Raw genomic sequence first — 16,973 nt, 5'->3', positions numbered from 1 at the left:
CTGGTCATGGCCGGAACCTTTGTCACCCGCAAAATATCCGCGTCGATGGCGTCATCGCGCGTCACGTCTGATTTGGAGTTTGAAAGATGAGATGGAAGCGCACGATCCAGCTTCTGGATGTTCACGCCGAAGGTGAAATCGGCAAGGTCGCAATCGGTGGCGTGCCAAAAATTCCGGGCGAAACGGTCGCCGCCCAGCTTCACTGGCTGAACACCGACCCCAAGGGGCAGGAACTCCGTCGCTTCCTCTGCCTCGAGCCGCGCGGCGCACCGATCGGCTCGGTCAACCTGTTGCTGCCGCCGAAGCATCCTGATGCCGATGCTGCCTTCATCATCCTGCAGCCTGATCAGGCGCATGCGAGCTCCGGCTCGAACTCCATTTGCGTGACGACCGCTCTCCTTGAATCCGGCATCGTCGAGATGAAGGAGCCGGAAACCATCATCACGTTGGAAACAGCAGCCGGCCTGGTGAAGGCGACGGCCACCTGCCGCGACGGTCGCTGTGAGAAGGTGAAACTCACCATGGTGCCGTCCTTCGTCCACGAGCTCGATGTCGAGATCGACACGCCGCATTGGGGAAAGATCAAGGCCGATATCTGCTATGGCGGCATCTTCTATGCGCTGGTCGATGTCGGCCAGATCAATCTGACGATCGAGAAGGCCAATGCCGCAGCACTGGTGCAGGCCGGCATGATCCTGAAAGACCTGATCAACCGCAATATCCACGTCGTGCATCCGGAAATCCCGGCAATCTCGGGTGTCGCCTACGTCATGTTCCGCGATATCGAGGCTGATGGTACGGTGCGCACCTGCACGACCATGTGGCCGGGACGCGCCGATCGTTCGCCCTGCGGCACCGGCAATTCGGCCAATCTCGCGACCCTCTACGCCCGCGGAAAGGTCAAGGTCGGCGACACCTTCAAATCGAAGTCGATCATCGGCTCGGAATTCGAGGTCGGCCTGCAGGCGGTGACGGAAGTCGCCGGCAAACCGGCCGTCATCCCGACGATATCAGGCCGCGGCTTCACCTTCGGCCTGTCTCAGGTCGCCCTCGACCCCTTCGATCCGCATCCCCTCGGCTTTGCCCTGACGGATGTCTGGGGGCCTTCGGCCGGCGAAATCTGAGCGCAGATTTCAGTAGACGAAGGGATCGACCTCGGCCTTGGCAGGTTCGTCACTGGCCGAGGGATAGATTACGCCCTTGCGCAGGATGATATTGGCATAGAGCCGCGGCTCACTGGTCTGGATGACGGCATGGGCCGCGCGCACGCGGCCATAGAAATCCTGCCCGACGAGTGGGATGACCTCGCGATCCGGCTCGTGCCTGGCGCAGCAGGCAATCATTTCCTCGTGCACCGGATCGAGCTTGTCGCGCTCGGCCTTCACCGTCGAGCGGAAGATCGCTTCCTCCACGAAGTCGTCGATCGGCAAAACGCTCAGGACGGCATCGAGAACCGGAATGAGATGATGCCCGTCGAGGCGAATCAGCCGCCGCGCATGCTCGATGCCCGGATAGTTGCCGTCGACGATGGCGATTTCATCACCATGGCCCATGCCGCGCAATGTCGCCAGCAGTTCGGGACTGAGCAGCGGGTTAAGCCCTTTCAGCATTGTCGATCTCCTTGAAAAGCACATTCTGGTCGGTGAGATAACGCGCGAAGATCGGCAGGCTGGCGCCGCCGATCGCACGCGCCTGTGCGCCGACCAAGCCTTCGACGATATCGGGCATGACGACGCCCTGCAGGTCGAGCTTTTCAGCCTCGTGGATCGTCGCCTGCACGATGCGCCGGCGCACCCAGTCGGGAAAGCCGCCATCGATGACGGCGGCACTGAAGTCGATGATCGAGGCCGCGGCCACGATCGCCTGTGCCAGCGCCTTGGCCGTATCCTGTATCCAGGCCTCCATCGGTTCGCCGAAATCCACCCAGTCATCGGCCGAATACCAGAGCGGCTGCGGGTCGATGCCGCGCTCGCGCAGCATGTTTTCCAGCACGAAGATCGAGGCGATCTCCAGAAGCTGCAGTGTCTCGCCATTCTTGCCGCGCACCGGCAGCGGACCGATGGCTCCTGCCGTTCCCGTCTTGCCGGAAAAGATCGACGAATTCAGCACGATCCCGCCGCCGATGAAGGAGCCGATGAAGAAATAGACGAAATCCGGATAGGATGGGCCGATGCCGAAGACGAGTTCCGCACCGCAGGCACTGGTCGCGTCGTTCTGGAGGAAGACCTGGTAGGATACCTGCGTGGCGATTTCTGATTGCAGATCGAAATCGCGCCAGACCTCCATGGCTCCCTCGGGTGCCCCCACTTCGTCCGCCCAGTTCCAGAGCTCGAAAGGGGCCGCGATGCCGAGGCCGGCTATGCGGCTGCGCTCGCGCTCGTCCAGCTTGCCTTCCAGCTCCTTGATCCCATGGATCACGAAGGACAGGATCTCGTCGGGCAGGGGATAGGCATAGATCCTGTGCAACTGCAGCCGGATTCTGCCGACGAAATCCATCAGCACGAGATCGGCGCTTCGCCGGCCTATCTTCACGCCGAAGGAATAGACGGCATCCGGATTGAGCCGCATCGGAATGGATGGCTGGCCGACGCGGCCGCGAATGGGCTCGCCGCGCGAAAGCAGCCCTTCCTTCTCCAGCACCCGCATGATGACGGAGACGGTCTGGGCAGACAGCCCGCTACGACGTGCGATATCGGCCTTCGACAGGGCACCGTAGAGGCGCACCAGCGACAGCACGAGCCGTTCGTTATAGGCGCGCACCCTGATCTGGTTCGCACCTCCCGACGGATTCAGAATTGGCGGCGGGGCCGGCATCGAATCCGGACCATCCAAGGACGACATTGGCCACTCCTCCCGATTAACGGCCTATGCCCGATTTCCCGCCAGCATGCCACATCGAATTAATAATTCAATTGGATTTATTTATTGACAAGCCGTTTTCTTTCGCTCTTAATTGCCATCGTCAACGGCACGGGACGGCTTTGGGAGGGGGCTCATGTCACATTCCGCAAGTCTCGCCGTGCATGAATTCCGGCACCGCCTTGGGGGCGGGTCGGCTAATCTCTGGGAGGAGTTCATGAAGAAATCAGTTCTCGCTTTCGGCGCTCTCGCGCTCGGCGTCGCCTTTTCCGCTCCGGCGATGGCGGCAGATGTTTCCGCATGCCTGATCACCAAGACCGACACCAACCCCTTCTTCGTCAAGATGAAGGAAGGTGCTACGGCCAAGGCCAAGGAACTCGGCGTTTCGCTGAAGTCCTATGCCGGCAAGATCGATGGCGACAGCGAAAGCCAGGTCGCGGCGATCGAAAGCTGCATTGCCGACGGCGCAAAGGGCATCCTGCTCACCGCTTCCGACACCAAGGGCATCGTCTCTTCGGTCAAGAAGGCGCGTGATGCCGGTCTGCTGGTCATCGCGCTCGACACGCCGCTCGAGCCGGCAGATGCCGCCGACGCCACCTTCGCCACCGACAACCTGCTCGCCGGCAAGCTGATCGGCCAGTGGGCCAAGGAAACGCTCGGTGACAAGGCCAAGGACGCCAAGGTCGGCTTCCTCGACCTGACGCCGTCGCAGCCGACGGTCGACGTTCTGCGCGACCAGGGCTTCATGATCGGCTTCGGCATCGACCCGAAGAACCCGAACAAGATCGGCGATGAAGATGACAAGCGCATCGTCGGCCATGACGTGACCAACGGCAACGAGGAAGGCGGCCGCAAGGCCATGGAAAACCTTCTGCAGAAGGATCCTGGCATCAACGTCATCCACACGATCAACGAACCGGCCGCTGTCGGCGCCTATCAGGCGCTGAAGGCCGTCGGTATGGAAAAGAACGTGCTGATCGTATCGGTCGATGGCGGTTGCCCGGGTGTCAAGTCGGTCAAGGAAGGCGTCATCGGCGCCACCTCGCAGCAATATCCGCTGCTGATGGCGTCGCTCGGTATCGAGGCGATCAAGAAGTTCGCCGATAGCGGCGAAAAGCCGAAGCCGACCGAAGGCAAGTCCTTCTTCGACACTGGCGTATCCCTCGTCACCGACAAGCCGGTCTCCGGCGTCAAGTCGATCGACACCAAGGAAGGCACGGACAAGTGCTGGGGCTAAGCCCCGCCTGAATAAGTGTGAGAAGTGGCCGGGGCTTGATCCCCGGCCGTTTTGGGCGGACCATATGCCGTCGCCCGACAAACCGGCTGAACAAAGACCGGAAGACTATCGGCGACGGCTTTCGCGTGAGTTCGGCGCGCGGCTGCGAAGGAGGAACCATGACCGGAGCACAGGAATTTGAACGCGTCCTCGACGAAAGCGACAAGAGCGTTGCTTCGTTCGAGCACGAGAATGTCTCGCTGATCAAACGCGCGCAGCATTTTCTGCACTCGACACCGGCCGCCGTGCCGCTGATCGTGCTGGTGCTGGCGATCATCGTCTTCGGGATAACGATAGGCGGGCGATTCTTCTCGTCCTACACCCTGACACTGATCCTGCAGCAGATCGCCATCGTCGGCATTCTCGGTGCGGCTCAGACGCTGGTGATCCTGACCGCCGGCATCGATCTTTCGATCGGCGTCATCATGGTGATCTCGGCCGTCATCATGGGGAATGTCGCCATTACCTACGGCATACCGACACCGATCGCGGTCATTGTCGGCCTCCTTGTCGGCGGCCTGTGCGGACTGCTGAACGGCTTTCTCGTCGCCTACATGAAACTGCCGCCATTCATCGTGACACTCGGCACCTGGAACATCGTCATGGCGACGAATTTCATCTATTCGGCCAACGAGACGATCCGCGACACCGACGTCGACGAACAGGCGCCGCTGCTGCATCTTTTCGCCGCGAGCTTCAAGCTCGGCAGCGCCGTGCTGACGCTCGGTGTCGTCGCCATGGTCCTGCTCGTCCTGCTCCTCTGGTATGTGCTCAATCACACCGCCTGGGGCCGACATGTCTATGCGGTCGGCGACGACCCGGAGGCTGCCAAGCTTTCCGGCATCCAGGCCAAGAAAGTATTGCTGACCGTCTACACCATCTCGGGCGTCATCGCTGCCTTCGCCGCCTGGGTCTCGATCGGCCGCAATGGCTCGATCTCGCCGTCCTCGGCCGTCACCGATTACAATCTGCAGGCGATCACCGCGACTGTGATCGGCGGCATCTCGCTGTTCGGTGGCCGCGGCTCCATTCTCGGCACGCTCTTCGGTGCCATGATCGTCGGCGTCGTGTCGATGGGGCTCAATATGCTCGGCGCCGACCCGCAATGGAAAGTCCTGCTGACCGGCGTGCTGATCATCGCCGCCGTCGCCATCGATCAGTGGATCAGAAAGGTTTCGGTGTAACCATGGCTGTCGAACCCATTCTCACCGCCCGCGGCCTCGTCAAGCGTTATGGACGTGTGACAGCGCTCGACAATGCCGATTTCGACCTCTATCCGGGCGAAATCCTTGCCGTCATCGGCGATAACGGCGCCGGCAAATCCTCGCTCATCAAGGCGATATCGGGCGCAGTCACGCCCGATGACGGGGTGATCACCCTGGAAGGCCGGCAGGTACAGTTCAGATCGCCGATGGAAGCGCGCGAGGCGGGTATCGAAACCGTCTATCAGAACCTCGCCCTTTCGCCGGCACTGTCGATCGCCGACAACATGTTCCTCGGCCGTGAGATCCGCAAACCGGGTGTGCTCGGCTCCTGGTTCCGCATGCTCGACCGGCCGACGATGGAAAGAAAGGCACGCACCAAGCTTTCCGAACTCGGCCTGATGACTATCCAGAATATCAATCAGGCGGTGGAAACGCTCTCCGGTGGCCAGCGTCAGGGCGTGGCCGTTGCCCGTGCGGCGGCCTTCGGCTCGAAGGTCATCATCATGGACGAGCCGACTGCCGCTCTCGGCGTCAAGGAAAGCCGTCGCGTGCTGGAACTCATCCTCGACGTGCGCGCCCGTGGCATTCCGATCGTGCTCATCTCGCACAACATGCCGCATGTCTTCGAAGTGGCGGACCGCATCCATATCCATCGCCTTGGGCGCCGCCTGACGGTCATCAATCCCAAGGAATACACGATGTCTGATGCCGTCGCCTTCATGACCGGCGCCAAGGCGGTCCCTGCGGAGCCCGTCGCGGCATGAATGCAAGAATAGACGAAATTGTCGGCGAGGTTCTGAACCGCGCCGGCAACACCAGGCGCTTCCTCATCGCGATCGCCGGCCCGCCCGGCGCCGGCAAATCCACCATGGCCGACAATGTCGTGAGCGCTCTGAACGCGATGGGCGAGAGCGCAGCCGTGCTGCCCATGGACGGCTTCCATATGGACAATGCGGTCCTCATCGAGCGTGGTCTGCTGGCCCGCAAGGGCATTCCGGAAACCTTCGATGTCCGCGGCTTCCTCGATATCGTCAAAGCCGTGCGCCCCGCCGATCAGGAGGTCCTCGTTCCCGTCTTCGACCGTTCGCGTGAACTTGCCATCGCCTCTGCCCGGCCGATCGATCCCCAGGACCGCTTCATCATCATCGAGGGCAACTATCTGCTCTTCACGCAGGGCAAATGGGCCGAACTCGACGGTATCTTCGATTATACGATCATGCTCGCCCCGCCGATGGAGGTCCTGGAAGAGCGCCTCTGGGATCGCTGGCGCGGCTACAAGCTGACCGAGGAAGAAGCAAGCGCCAAAGTCTATGGCAACGACCTGCCCAACGGTCGCCTGATTCTCGAAAATCGCCGCCCTGCCGATATGACATTGGAAATCGCGCTGGCCTGAACAGTTGTTTCCGCACCGGTGTTGATGCTATCGAGGCAAAACCCGCATCGCTTCGGAGGCTCCCATGCAATCGATCACCATCCGCCGTCCTGACGACTGGCATCTGCATCTGCGCGACGGCGCCATGCTGGAAGGTGTGATCGGGGATACGAGCCGCACCTTCGCGCGCGCCATCATCATGCCGAACCTCGTGCCACCCGTCGTCACGACCGCAGATGCGACCGCCTATCGCGAGCGCATCATGAAGGCGCTTCCGGCTGGCCATCGTTTCCAGCCGCTGATGACGCTCTATCTGACCGAGGATACGAGCCCGGACGATGTGGAAGAAGGCAAGAAGAGCGGCCTTATCACCGCCGTGAAGCTTTATCCCGCCGGCGCCACGACGAACTCACACGGTGGTGTGCGCGACATGGAAAAGGCCATGCCGGTGCTGGAGCGCATGGCCAAGATCGGCCTGCCGCTCTGCGTCCACGGCGAGGTGACGACGCCTGACGTCGATATCTTCGATCGTGAAGCCGTCTTCATCGAGACGGTGCTCGACCCGCTACGCAAGCGCCTGCCGGAGCTGAAGGTGACCATGGAACATGTCACGACCTCCGATGGCATCGATTATATCAAGTCGGCCAAGGCCAATCTCGCCGGCTCCATCACCACCCATCACCTGATCATCAACCGCAACGCCATTCTCGTCGGCGGCATTCGCCCGCATTATTACTGCCTGCCCGTCGCAAAACGTGAGAACCACAGGCTGGCGCTGCGGGCCGCGGCCACGAGCGGCGATATCAGATTCTTCCTCGGCACGGATTCCGCGCCCCATGTCGACCCGCTCAAGGAATGCGCCTGCGGCTGCGCGGGGATCTATACCTCGATCAACACGATGAGCTGCCTTGCCCATGTGTTCGAGCAGGATGGCGCGCTCGACAGGCTGGAGGCCTTTGCCTCCCTGAATGGCCCGGCCTGGTATGGGCTGGCGCCCAATGAGGAGCGCATCACGCTGGAGCGCCAGGCCGAACCCGTAGTCTTCCCCGTCAGGATTGAGACCGGCGCCGGTCCGGTCACCGTCTTTGATCCGATGTTTGCACTGCATTGGCGGATCAAAGGCTGAGAAAAGACGTTGCGGGCCTAAATATTATTCTTCTTGTAGTTGCTGCCGAATGTTGAATTTGTAACGCTCGGCTGCGAAATCCATGTTTTTTTAACGGAATACGTAAGACATTCGTCAGCAGTGACGAGATAGATTTCAGAACGTTATCGGCGCGGCAGAAGCCGCGGAGATTTAAAGCATGATGCTTGACTATAATTCATTGCTGCTGGCGCTTGGCGTGTCAGCAACCTGCCTTGCCGTGACGCTCACGGGAAGTTGGCTCGCGCGCCGGGCCGAAACCTTTCTTCTCACCGGCGCATTCGGCCTCGTTCTCGTCGTCGCCGGCATTTTCGCCTATGCCTTCTATGTGGAGCAGCCCGGGCGCCTGCTTGGTGCAGGCAATTTCGTGCTGTTTCACGCGGGTTTCGCGACCATCTGGGGCGCTGGTTATCAGTTCCGCACCGGCCGGCTGCCGATACTGGGCATCACCATCCGTGCACTTGTCGCCATGGCCGTATCCATTCCGCCGATGATCGCCGGGCTGGATGGTCTGGCGTTCATGGCCGATAATCTCGCCATTGCCTTTCTGCTCTTCACCACCGCCTGGCAATATTGGCTCGACCGCGCCGAAGCACCTGCACCGATATCTGGCATTACCGCCCTCTACGCATTGACGGCGATTTCCTTTGTCCTCTGCGCCGCGGTATTGATCTGGGATGGCAAGCTGGTGCTCGGGGCCGCACCCAGCAATTGGGCGGAAGACCTCAGTATCGCCGTGTGCATCGCCGGGATGACCGGCATTGGCGCCCTGTCGCTGGCGCTGCATCAATGGCGTCTTGCCGCCCGTCACCGCATCGATGCGATCACCGATCCGCTTACCGGTTTGCTGAACCGCCGCGCTCTGTTCGACCAATATGGCGTCCGCGCCATGGTCGCTTCGACCGCTGTCATCGTCTTCGACATCGATCATTTCAAATCGGTCAACGACCGCTATGGCCATGCGGCCGGTGATCACGTCCTGAAGGTCTTTGCCGGCGAACTCTCGGCTAATTGCCGTAGCGGCGATACGGCCGCCCGCCTCGGCGGTGAGGAATTCGCGCTGGTGCTGAAGGAAATCATGCCCGGCCGCGCCGAGCTGGCCGCCGAGCGCATCCGCAAGGCCTTCGAGGACCGCGACATCTATATCGACGACGAAGTGCTGAAATGCACCGTCAGCGTCGGCGTCGCCCCCGGCCGCTCCAAGCCGCTCGATTTCGATGCCATGCTGGGGGAGGCGGACAAGGCGCTCTATGTCGCCAAACGCGCCGGCCGCAATCGTGTCGAACTCGCCAGCCACCTGCATTCGGTGCCGGCAGGGGATGCGCGATCGGCCTCTTGATCCTTCTTGCGACCTTTCGTAAGCTGATAGCCGGCCGGATGCAGCCAGCCGCCCCGCGATGCCTAGGCATTATGGTGAATGCATCCAAATCCAGTTTCACATCCTTGGCTCCGGCAATCGATGGCGAACGGGTCAGCAGACGCGGGCACTGATCTTCCTGTTTGCCGCCAACGGAGAAGGATGAACCATGCGCGATTTTCGCGATGCCAAGCTTATGGCAAAAACCCTGCGGCAGGCGCTTGCCGACCGCGATATTTCCGTCACCCATAGCGAAACCCTGGAGATTGTCGCCAGACAATTCGGCTTCGATCAGTGGAATATTCTCTCGGCAAAGCTGGATGAGGCAGAAGGAGCGAAATCTCCTCTCGGCATCGAGCCGCCTGTGCCGATCTTCCGCATCTTCTCGGTCGAGAAAGCCATGGAATTCTACTGCGGCTTCCTGGGTTTCACGCTCGACTGGGAGCATCGTTTCGGCGAAAACTCCCCGCTCTATTGCCAGGTCTCGCGCGAGAATATGCAATTGCACCTGAGCGAACATTCCGGCGATGCCAGCCCCGGCGCGCGAGCCTTCGTTCGGGTGAGGGATGTCAGAGCCTATCAGGCAGAACTCGCCGCCAAACGCTACCGTTATATGAACCCGGGTGTCGAGGAAGCGCCCTGGGGGCTCGAAATGGGCGTCATCGACCCCTTCAACAACCGCATCACCTTCTGCCAGCAGGATTAGAGCAATTCCGGCAAAAGTGCGCAGCGGTTCTGCGTCCGCAATTGCGTGAACACAAAGGAAGGGCGGAGGGCATTCCCTCCGCCCTTTTCAGATCAGCATCAGCGCACGGACGAACGCGACCGAGGCTAGCAGCGAGGCGATGGTGCGCACATGGTTCCACCAGGTCCAGTCCCTGAGATAGGTCGTCCAGAGCTGCACCGCTTCAGGGCCGTTGCCGCTCATTTTCGTCAGCGCATCATTCATCGGCACGTTGAAGACGATGGTCGAGAGGAAGGACGCGATGACATAGAGTGCCGCGCCGGCGAGCATCATCGAAGAGGCGCCGCCGCGCCAATTCATGAAGGCCAACGCTGCGATCACGACGCAGAGGAACGCCGTCGGCACGAAGAGTAGCATGAAGGGCGAGCGGACGATGGTCACGTTGATGGAATTCATCGCAGCAATGCCCTGTTCGGCCGGGATGCGCGAAAAGGCGGTCATGATGAAGGTGGAGAAGGCAAAGAAGATGCCGGCGACAAGGCCGCTGCCGATCGATGCCGCAATGAGGGAAATGACGAGAACGATCTGCATGGTCAGGCGCTCCACAATCCGGTTGCCGCGGTCTCTCGCGCGTATTGGCTGAAATCCCTTGCCGGGCGGCCGAGTATCTCTGTCACGCCACCCATCACCTCGGAATTGCGCCCATCGAGCACCTGTCCGAAGAGTTCTTCCAGTAGCGCGATAACAGGCTCTGGCATTCCCGCAGCGGAGAGACCCTCTTTAAAATCCGCCATCGATACTTGTTCATAGTCGATAGACCGGCCCGAGGCCGCGGCGATCTCGGCAACGGCTTCGCGGAAGCTCAGCGCGCGAGGACCGGTCAGCTCGTAGATCCTGTTGCGATGCCTGATATCGGTCAGTGCCGCCACTGCCGCATCGGCAATGTCATCGGCATCGACGAAAGGCTCCTTGATATTGCCAGCCGGAAGCTCCAGCCTGCCGGCAATGAGCGGCTCGACGAAAGCGCCCTCGCTGAAATTCTGGCAGAACCAGGAGGCGCGCAGGATCGTGGTGTCGATCCCCGCTGCCTTGAGTGCTTCCTCGCTCCGCTGCGCCCCTTCTTCGCCACGGCCGGAAAGCAGCACGATATGCTGCAACCCGCACTCTCTCGCGAGCTTTGAAAGCGCCTCGATGGCCTCTGCCGCCCAGGAGACGGAAAGGTCCGGCTGGAAGGCGACATAGGCGCTCGTCGCACCCGTGAGCGCACCGCACCAGGTCGCGCGATCCTCCCAGTCGAAGGCCGGTATCGTGGAGCGGGACGCCTTGCGCACGTCAAGTCCCAGATCTTCCAGCCTGTCGGCAATGCGGCCACCGGTTTTTCCCGATCCGCCGATCAGAACGATTTCGGAATTCTGCATGTCGAAACTCCTCCTCGGTTTAAAACAAGAGAAACTCTCTCATTTGCAAAATGAGATAAACTCTCTTATTTTCTTTGTCAACAGTTGAAGGAAGCGGAAGATGGCAGAAGAAGTGATCGCACGGCGCAGGCGCCAGCAGGAGCCGACCGGTCAGCCACGCCGCATTCCGAGCCAGCAGCGCGGCCGCGAGCGCTTCGAAAAAATCCTGGCGGTGGCCTCCGACCTCATCGAAAAGAATGGCAGTGATGCCCTGAAAATGAGCGAGATCGTTGAAAAAGCTGAGCTTTCCTTTGGCGCCCTCTACCAATATTTCCCGGACAAGACCTCGATCATCCGCACGCTCGCTGAGCGCTTCAACGAGCAGGGCCGGCAATGTGTAGCCGACGAACTGGCCAAGGTGACGGACGCCGACAATCTGCGGACGGCTCTCTGCGTCATCGCCGATGAATATTATGCCTTCTTTCGCCGCGAGCCTGTCATGTGCGATATCTGGCACGCGACCCACACGGACAAGCTTCTCCAGGAAGTCGATGCCGAAGACATGGAATTTCACGCGCAGGCCCTGCTTTCAGTGCTAAAACAGCTGTGGTCGGAGCGGACCGAGACGGAGCTTCTGGCCATCGCCCGGCTGACGATGCAGCTTCTTGCGGCTGCCGTCCGCTACGCGGTTTCGCTGGATGAGGAAGAGGGCGTGCAGGCGATCGCGCTCTTCAAGAAGATGCAGATTGCGGATATCGCCCGCCTGCTCGGCTGACGGCCGCCTTCCATCTGGAAACCGACCGCTCTTGCTGCTATTGCCGCTGGAACGTCAGCCGAAGGAGTAAGCCGCATGATCCAGACCACATTTCCTGACCGAGCCACCATGGCAGAGCTGCTGGCCAAGATGCTCTGGGAGATCAAGGCTGTTCATTTCAACGCCGAGACGCCCTACAAATATGCCTCCGGCATCATGAGCCCCGTCTATATCGACTGCCGCAAGCTGCTCTCCTTCCCACGCGTCCGCTCCACCGTAATGGATTTTGCCGCAAGCACCCTTCTGCGCGATGCCGGCTTCGAACAGTTCGATTGCATCGCCGGCGGTGAGACCGCAGGCATTCCCTTTGCCGCATTGCTAGCTGATCGTCTCGGCCTGCCGATGATCTATGTCCGCAAGAAGCCGAAAGGCCACGGCCGCAATGCCCAGATCGAAGGCGACATGAAGGAAGGAGCGCGCGTCCTCATCATCGAGGATCTGACGACGGCCGGCGGCAGTATGTTCACCTTCATCGATGCTATCAGAGCTGCCGGCGGCATCGTCGATCACGGCATGGCCCTGTTCTTCTACGGCATCTTTGCCGAGGCGCATCAGCGCTTTGAAAATGGCAAGGTCCAGTTCCATCACATCGCCACCTGGCGCGAAGTGCTGGCGATTGCCAAGCAGCAGAAGCTCTTCGACGACAGGACGCTGCACGAAGTCGAGGCCTTCCTCGATGCGCCGCTCGCCTGGTCGGCAAGGAATGGTGGCGTGAGTGAGCTTTCGCTCTAGCCTTTTGACAAAAGCTCGCTTAATCGATTGAAGAACGCGTAAGTCCTGTTGGGAGGAATTCGATGATTTTGTGCTGCGGCGAGGCCCTGATCGACATGCTGCCGAGGGATACGACCCTGGGCGAAAAGGGTTTTGCGCCCTATGCCGGCGGCGCGATCTTCAATACCGCGATTGCGCTCGGTCGTCTGGGTATCCCGACGGCCTTCTTCACCGGCATTGCCGACGACATGATGGGCGAAATCCTGCTCGATACGCTGAAGGCGAGCAACGTCGATTACAGCCCCTGCGCCATCACGCCACGCCCGTCGACGATCGCCTTCGTCAAGCTCGTCAACGGTCAGGCGACCTATGCCTTCTATGACGAGGGCACGGCCGGCCGCTTGATCACCACGGATGATCTGCCAACCCTTGGCGATGATTGCGAGGCCCTGCATTTCGGCGCGATCAGCCTGATCCCGAGCCCCTGCGGCGAAACCTACGAGGCCCTGCTCGACCGCGAAGCCGCGAAACGCGTTATCTCGCTCGACCCGAACATCCGCCCCGGCTTCATCAAGGACAAGGCCGCGCATATGGCCCGCATCAAGCGCATGGCCGCCAAGTCCGACATCGTCAAATTCTCCGACGAGGACCTCGAATGGTTCGGCCTGGAAGGCGACCATGATGCGCTGGCAGCCCACTGGCTGAACCACGGCGCCAAGCTCGTCGTCATCACCAAGGGTGCGGAAGGCGCCACCGGATACACCAACGCGCGCAAGGTCACGGTCCCGAGCGAACGCGTCACTGTGGTCGATACCGTCGGCGCCGGTGACACATTCGATGCCGGCGTTCTCGCCTCGCTGAAGATGGACAACCTGTTGACCAAGGCGCAGGTCGCCTCGCTCGATGAGCAGGCCCTGCGCAACGCCCTGGCGCTTGGCGCCAAGGCCGCCGCGGTCACCGTCTCGCGTGCCGGCGCCAATCCTCCCTGGGCGCGAGAAATCGGTCTCTGAGGCTCAAGCGATCCGCTCGAGAAAGGCCCGGACCTCGCGATTGAAGAGGTCCGGCTGCTGCAGCGGCGCGAAATGGCTGACACCGGGCAGTAGTACGAATTCTGCATCCGGGATCGTCCTTGCCAGATAATCGGCATGCTCGGGCTTGATGAATTCGTCGTGTTCACCGAGGACGATCGAGACCGGCACCGTGATGCCCGCCAGCTGCTCGGCCGAATAATTCGGCTCCGTCGCCATCATCTTGGAGACGTCGCCGACGAACGCTTCGAAAGCATCTGGCGTCGCCGATAGCGCCTGATAATCCTTCCTGTGGCGGCTGAAGCAACGGTCGATGACCGGCGTCGCCTTGAACTCCTTGGTGCCGCTGGGGTCCATGTTGCAGGCGAAGAAGAAGACGCCGCAGACCCGGTCCGGCTGCTGGTCGGCCAGGATCAGCGACGTGCAGGCGCCGTCACTCCAGCCGATGAAGGCTGCTTCCTCGATTCCGGCATAATCCATCACGGCCAGCACATCTGAGGCCATCAGGTGATAGGTATAGGGACGGTCGTCGCGGGTGCTGCGGCCGTGCCCGCGGCTATCGATGACCACGACCCGATGACCGGCATCGATGAGGGCCGGAACCTGATACCCCCAGTTGCCGCTATTGCCGAGCCCGCCATGCAGCAGGATGACGGCAGGGCCGGCGCCATAACTCGCATACCAGATGCGCGCGCCCTCGTTCTCGACGAAGCCCGCATCGGTAGACGGCGGCAAGGGCAGCGCTCCCTCGGCTTCGAATTTCACCAGCTCATCATCCGTAGCGGTCATCAGCTCCTCCACTCTGAATCTCTCCATAGACGAAGAGATGCGCGGCCATTCGACAGGGTCAAATAAAAAAGCTCACTCGCGGTGTGTATGTGCTTGATCCTCATCTGCCCGGACTTTTCATGAAAGCGATGCAATCGACAAGTCGTGCGCTCGTCATGTAGATGCCGTCTAGTCACAGTGCTCCAAGTGCTAAAGAGATTGCCGCTGCCGGATTTTCCAATCAGACCGATAAGGACAGCGAATTTGAGAACGAGCCTCTCGATTAAGCAGAAGGAGATTTGCGACCGCTTCGGGTCTCCCATGTCCGCTCCTTCTGCCAGCGAAACTGTAGGGATATCGCTAAATGTAAAGTCCGGAATCATGCCGCTGAATGGCCTTCGGCATCCTCAGACTGGAGGAACATCGGGCTGGTATATCTGGGCGGGTGAATACAGCGCGGCGGATGATTTTTTCAAACCGTTGCATGTAGATCATTTAAGCGATTGGGTGGCTGCCGTTGAGCCCTACCTCGCTTTGGCGCCGGGTTGGCGGTTCTTGATCGCAGATGATTATCAGGACGTTTGGTTCGATAAAAATCTGCTGGTCGAGAACTGAACCCGGCTACCGTTTGCGGATCGCCGATATTACTTGGCGAGCTTTGCCAACGCGGCAACAAGACCCTGCGTCGAGGAGTCGTGACCTGCAGCGCTTTCCTTGCCTTCGACGACGGGCAGCAGGCCGGTCGCCAGTTCCTTGCCGAGCTCCACACCCCACTGGTCGAAGGAGTTGATGCGGAAGAGCACGCCTTCCACGAAGACGCGGTGCTCGTAGAGCGCGATCAGGCGGCCGAGCGCATAGGGCGTCAGCTTGTCGTAGACGAAGGTGATCGACGGGCGGTTGCCGGTGAAGACGCGGTGCGGGGCGATGAAATCGGCCTGCTTGTCTTCCATGCCCTTGTCGGTCAGCTGCTTCTTGGCTTCTTCGAAGGTGCGGCCCTTCATCAGCGCTTCCGACTGGGCAAGAACGTTCGACATCAGAAGCTGGTGCTGGTGGCGCAGCTCCGGCTCGAAGCCGTTGGCGGCGATCATGAACTCGGCCGGGATGATGCTCGTGCCCTGATGGATGAGCTGATAGAAAGCATGCTGGCCGTTGGTGCCGGGTTCGCCCCAGACAACAGGGCCGGAATTGCCCTCGACCGGCGTGCCGTCGATCGTGACGCCCTTGCCGTTCGATTCCATGTCGAGCTGCTGCAGATAGGCCGGGAAACGCGACAGGCGCTGATCGTAGGGAAGCACGGCGCGCGTCGGGTAACCCAGAACATTGCGGTGGTAGAAGCCGATGAGGCCGAGCAGCATAGGCAGGTTTTCTGCAATCGGCGCCTTACGGAAATGGTTGTCGACGGCATGGGCGCCATCGAGGAACTTGCCGAAATTCTCCGGGCCGACAGCGATCATCAGCGGCAGGCCGATGGCCGACCAGATCGAATAGCGGCCGCCGACCCAGTCCCAGAAGCCGAAGACGCGCGCGCTTTCGATGCCGAAGGCCGCGACCTTCTCGAGCGCCGTTGAAACGGCGGCAAAATGATGCTGAACGGCAGCTTCGCCAAGCGCGCCGGCGATGAACTTGCGCGCCGTCTGCGCATTGGTCATCGTTTCGACCGTGGTGAAGGTCTTGGAAGCGACGATGAAGAGCGTCGTTTCCGGCTGCACCAGCTTCAGGATATCGGCAATGTGTGCGCCGTCGATATTGGAGACGAAATGGGCGCGCGGGCCGTCATGGAAGGGCGCGAGCGCCAGTGTGGCCATGACCGGGCCGAGATCCGAGCCGCCGATGCCGATATTGATGACATCGGTGATCTTCTTGCCGGTCGCCCCCTTCAGCGCGCCCGAACGTACACCATCGGCAAACTTGGCCATGGCGGCAAGCACGGCGTTGACGTCAGGCATGACGTCCTTGCCATCGACCAGGACAGGCGTGTTGGAACGGTTGCGGAGCGCCGTGTGCAGAACGGCGCGGTCTTCCGTGAAGTTGATCGCCTTGCCGGAGAACATCTCCTCGCGCTTCTTCTCGACGCCGCCTTCTTCGGCGAGCTTCACCAGAAGCTTCAGGATCTCGTCGTTCACGGCCGTCTTGGAAAAATCCATCAGCAGGTCGTCAAGCGATACTGAAAAGCGCGAGAAGCGCTTCGGATCATCAGCGAAGGCGGCGCGAAGATCGGTGGCCTTGGTGGCAGCCGCGGTGCTCTTCAATTGTTCGACGATGGCATTCATGGGAGACTCCTTTGGAGGCGGAGAGGGTTGCGGAAACTATTCTCTTTCCCGCAGTCAAATCAAGTTCAGCCATCTGACGAAATATGA

At 60.7% G+C, this 16,973-nt stretch carries 18 protein-coding genes; 12 read left to right on the top strand and 6 right to left on the bottom strand.

Annotated elements, in window-relative coordinates; genetic code table 11:
- Positions 1-86: 86 nt before the first annotated feature.
- The gene (locus PMI11_RS22030) at positions 87-1,124 is read left to right on the top strand and encodes a 4-hydroxyproline epimerase (RefSeq protein ID WP_007821418.1); all 1,038 of its coding nucleotides are present in this window, start codon (positions 87-89) and stop codon (positions 1,122-1,124) included.
- Between the two features lie 9 nt (positions 1,125-1,133).
- On the opposite strand, the gene PMI11_RS22025 is transcribed toward PMI11_RS22030, so the two are convergent.
- Positions 1,134-1,610 carry an RbsD/FucU family protein gene (locus PMI11_RS22025; RefSeq protein WP_007821416.1) on the bottom strand — a complete coding sequence of 159 codons (477 nt, stop codon included), beginning with the start codon at positions 1,608-1,610 and terminating at the stop codon, positions 1,134-1,136.
- On the bottom strand, positions 1,594-2,841 hold the full coding sequence (locus tag PMI11_RS22020) for an ROK family transcriptional regulator (RefSeq protein WP_007821414.1): 1,248 nt from the start codon (positions 2,839-2,841) through the stop codon (positions 1,594-1,596). Before PMI11_RS22020 ends, PMI11_RS22025 begins: the two co-directional genes overlap by 17 nt.
- 235 nt (positions 2,842-3,076) lie before the next feature.
- Here PMI11_RS22020 and PMI11_RS22015 point away from each other — a divergent pair, with 235 nt between their 5' ends.
- From PMI11_RS22015 to PMI11_RS21985, 7 genes are all read left to right on the top strand, one after another.
- The gene (locus tag PMI11_RS22015; RefSeq protein WP_037071865.1) at positions 3,077-4,096 is read left to right on the top strand and encodes a sugar ABC transporter substrate-binding protein; all 1,020 of its coding nucleotides are present in this window, start codon (positions 3,077-3,079) and stop codon (positions 4,094-4,096) included.
- A 158-nt stretch (positions 4,097-4,254) separates the two neighbouring features.
- Complete coding sequence (locus PMI11_RS22010; protein WP_007821410.1) at positions 4,255-5,319, top strand: ABC transporter permease; 1,065 nt, start codon at positions 4,255-4,257, stop codon at positions 5,317-5,319.
- A gap of 2 nt (positions 5,320-5,321) precedes the next feature.
- Positions 5,322-6,104: an ATP-binding cassette domain-containing protein gene (locus PMI11_RS22005; RefSeq protein WP_007821409.1), complete on the top strand. Its 783-nt coding sequence runs from the start codon at positions 5,322-5,324 to the stop codon at positions 6,102-6,104.
- On the top strand, positions 6,101-6,733 hold the full coding sequence (locus PMI11_RS22000; protein ID WP_007821408.1) for a nucleoside triphosphate hydrolase: 633 nt from the start codon (positions 6,101-6,103) through the stop codon (positions 6,731-6,733). Before PMI11_RS22005 ends, PMI11_RS22000 begins: the two co-directional genes overlap by 4 nt.
- Before the next feature lie 64 nt (positions 6,734-6,797).
- Positions 6,798-7,838 carry a dihydroorotase gene (pyrC, locus tag PMI11_RS21995; protein ID WP_007821407.1) on the top strand — a complete coding sequence of 347 codons (1,041 nt, stop codon included), beginning with the start codon at positions 6,798-6,800 and terminating at the stop codon, positions 7,836-7,838.
- 178 nt (positions 7,839-8,016) lie between these two features.
- A complete protein-coding gene (locus PMI11_RS21990) occupies positions 8,017-9,195 on the top strand; it encodes a GGDEF domain-containing protein (RefSeq protein WP_007821406.1) in 1,179 nt (392 codons plus the stop codon).
- Positions 9,196-9,382: 187 nt separating this feature from the next.
- Positions 9,383-9,919, top strand: a complete 537-nt coding sequence (locus PMI11_RS21985) for a glyoxalase superfamily protein (protein ID WP_007821405.1) — start codon at positions 9,383-9,385, stop codon at positions 9,917-9,919.
- Positions 9,920-10,006: 87 nt separating this feature from the next.
- Here PMI11_RS21985 and PMI11_RS21980 read toward each other — a convergent pair whose 3' ends face one another.
- Positions 10,007-10,489, bottom strand: coding sequence for an anthrone oxygenase family protein (locus tag PMI11_RS21980; protein ID WP_007821403.1), 483 nt, complete (start codon positions 10,487-10,489; stop codon positions 10,007-10,009).
- A 2-nt stretch (positions 10,490-10,491) separates the two neighbouring features.
- Positions 10,492-11,316, bottom strand: a complete 825-nt coding sequence (locus PMI11_RS21975) for an NmrA family NAD(P)-binding protein (protein ID WP_007821401.1) — start codon at positions 11,314-11,316, stop codon at positions 10,492-10,494.
- A 100-nt stretch (positions 11,317-11,416) separates the two neighbouring features.
- Here PMI11_RS21975 and PMI11_RS21970 point away from each other — a divergent pair, with 100 nt between their 5' ends.
- The 3 genes from PMI11_RS21970 (at position 11,417) to PMI11_RS21960 (ending at position 13,830) form a co-directional block, all read left to right on the top strand.
- Entirely contained in the window at positions 11,417-12,070 is a 654-nt protein-coding gene (locus PMI11_RS21970) for a TetR/AcrR family transcriptional regulator (RefSeq protein WP_007821399.1), read from the top strand.
- A 75-nt stretch (positions 12,071-12,145) separates the two neighbouring features.
- Positions 12,146-12,841: an orotate phosphoribosyltransferase gene (locus tag PMI11_RS21965; RefSeq protein WP_007821397.1), complete on the top strand. Its 696-nt coding sequence runs from the start codon at positions 12,146-12,148 to the stop codon at positions 12,839-12,841.
- 62 nt (positions 12,842-12,903) lie between these two features.
- Positions 12,904-13,830 carry a carbohydrate kinase family protein gene (locus PMI11_RS21960; protein ID WP_007821395.1) on the top strand — a complete coding sequence of 309 codons (927 nt, stop codon included), beginning with the start codon at positions 12,904-12,906 and terminating at the stop codon, positions 13,828-13,830.
- A gap of 3 nt (positions 13,831-13,833) precedes the next feature.
- Here the strand turns inward: PMI11_RS21960 and PMI11_RS21955 are convergent, their stop codons facing one another.
- On the bottom strand, positions 13,834-14,637 hold the full coding sequence (locus PMI11_RS21955) for an alpha/beta fold hydrolase (protein WP_007821393.1): 804 nt from the start codon (positions 14,635-14,637) through the stop codon (positions 13,834-13,836).
- Between the two features lie 243 nt (positions 14,638-14,880).
- Here PMI11_RS21955 and PMI11_RS21950 point away from each other — a divergent pair, with 243 nt between their 5' ends.
- Complete coding sequence (locus PMI11_RS21950) at positions 14,881-15,231, top strand: immunity protein Imm33 domain-containing protein (protein WP_037071864.1); 351 nt, start codon at positions 14,881-14,883, stop codon at positions 15,229-15,231.
- A gap of 29 nt (positions 15,232-15,260) precedes the next feature.
- Here the strand turns inward: PMI11_RS21950 and pgi are convergent, their stop codons facing one another.
- Entirely contained in the window at positions 15,261-16,886 is a 1,626-nt protein-coding gene (gene pgi, locus PMI11_RS21945) for a glucose-6-phosphate isomerase (protein WP_007821383.1), read from the bottom strand.
- Between the last annotated feature and the right edge of the window lie 87 nt (positions 16,887-16,973).

Origin of the sequence: Rhizobium sp. CF142 (assembly GCF_000281145.1) — a bacterium.
Taxonomy (GTDB): domain Bacteria; phylum Pseudomonadota; class Alphaproteobacteria; order Rhizobiales; family Rhizobiaceae; genus Rhizobium.
The sequence above is the reverse complement of the archived record's forward strand: the minus strand, read 5'-3'. Positions and strand labels throughout refer to the sequence as shown.

Coding starts and splice junctions, on each gene's coding strand:
- PMI11_RS22020 (WP_007821414.1), bottom strand. CDS start 2,841: ATGTCGTCCTTGGATGGTCCGGATTCGATGCCGGCCCCGCCGCCAATT.
- PMI11_RS21990 (WP_007821406.1), top strand. CDS start 8,017: ATGATGCTTGACTATAATTCATTGCTGCTGGCGCTTGGCGTGTCAGCA.
- PMI11_RS21980 (WP_007821403.1), bottom strand. CDS start 10,489: ATGCAGATCGTTCTCGTCATTTCCCTCATTGCGGCATCGATCGGCAGC.
- PMI11_RS22005 (WP_007821409.1), top strand. CDS start 5,322: ATGGCTGTCGAACCCATTCTCACCGCCCGCGGCCTCGTCAAGCGTTAT.
- pgi (WP_007821383.1), bottom strand. CDS start 16,886: ATGAATGCCATCGTCGAACAATTGAAGAGCACCGCGGCTGCCACCAAG.
- PMI11_RS22010 (WP_007821410.1), top strand. CDS start 4,255: ATGACCGGAGCACAGGAATTTGAACGCGTCCTCGACGAAAGCGACAAG.
- PMI11_RS21955 (WP_007821393.1), bottom strand. CDS start 14,637: ATGACCGCTACGGATGATGAGCTGGTGAAATTCGAAGCCGAGGGAGCG.
- PMI11_RS21965 (WP_007821397.1), top strand. CDS start 12,146: ATGATCCAGACCACATTTCCTGACCGAGCCACCATGGCAGAGCTGCTG.
- PMI11_RS21960 (WP_007821395.1), top strand. CDS start 12,904: ATGATTTTGTGCTGCGGCGAGGCCCTGATCGACATGCTGCCGAGGGAT.
- PMI11_RS22015 (WP_037071865.1), top strand. CDS start 3,077: ATGAAGAAATCAGTTCTCGCTTTCGGCGCTCTCGCGCTCGGCGTCGCC.
- PMI11_RS22030 (WP_007821418.1), top strand. CDS start 87: ATGAGATGGAAGCGCACGATCCAGCTTCTGGATGTTCACGCCGAAGGT.
- PMI11_RS22000 (WP_007821408.1), top strand. CDS start 6,101: ATGAATGCAAGAATAGACGAAATTGTCGGCGAGGTTCTGAACCGCGCC.
- pyrC (WP_007821407.1), top strand. CDS start 6,798: ATGCAATCGATCACCATCCGCCGTCCTGACGACTGGCATCTGCATCTG.
- PMI11_RS21970 (WP_007821399.1), top strand. CDS start 11,417: ATGGCAGAAGAAGTGATCGCACGGCGCAGGCGCCAGCAGGAGCCGACC.
- PMI11_RS21975 (WP_007821401.1), bottom strand. CDS start 11,316: ATGCAGAATTCCGAAATCGTTCTGATCGGCGGATCGGGAAAAACCGGT.
- PMI11_RS22025 (WP_007821416.1), bottom strand. CDS start 1,610: ATGCTGAAAGGGCTTAACCCGCTGCTCAGTCCCGAACTGCTGGCGACA.
- PMI11_RS21985 (WP_007821405.1), top strand. CDS start 9,383: ATGCGCGATTTTCGCGATGCCAAGCTTATGGCAAAAACCCTGCGGCAG.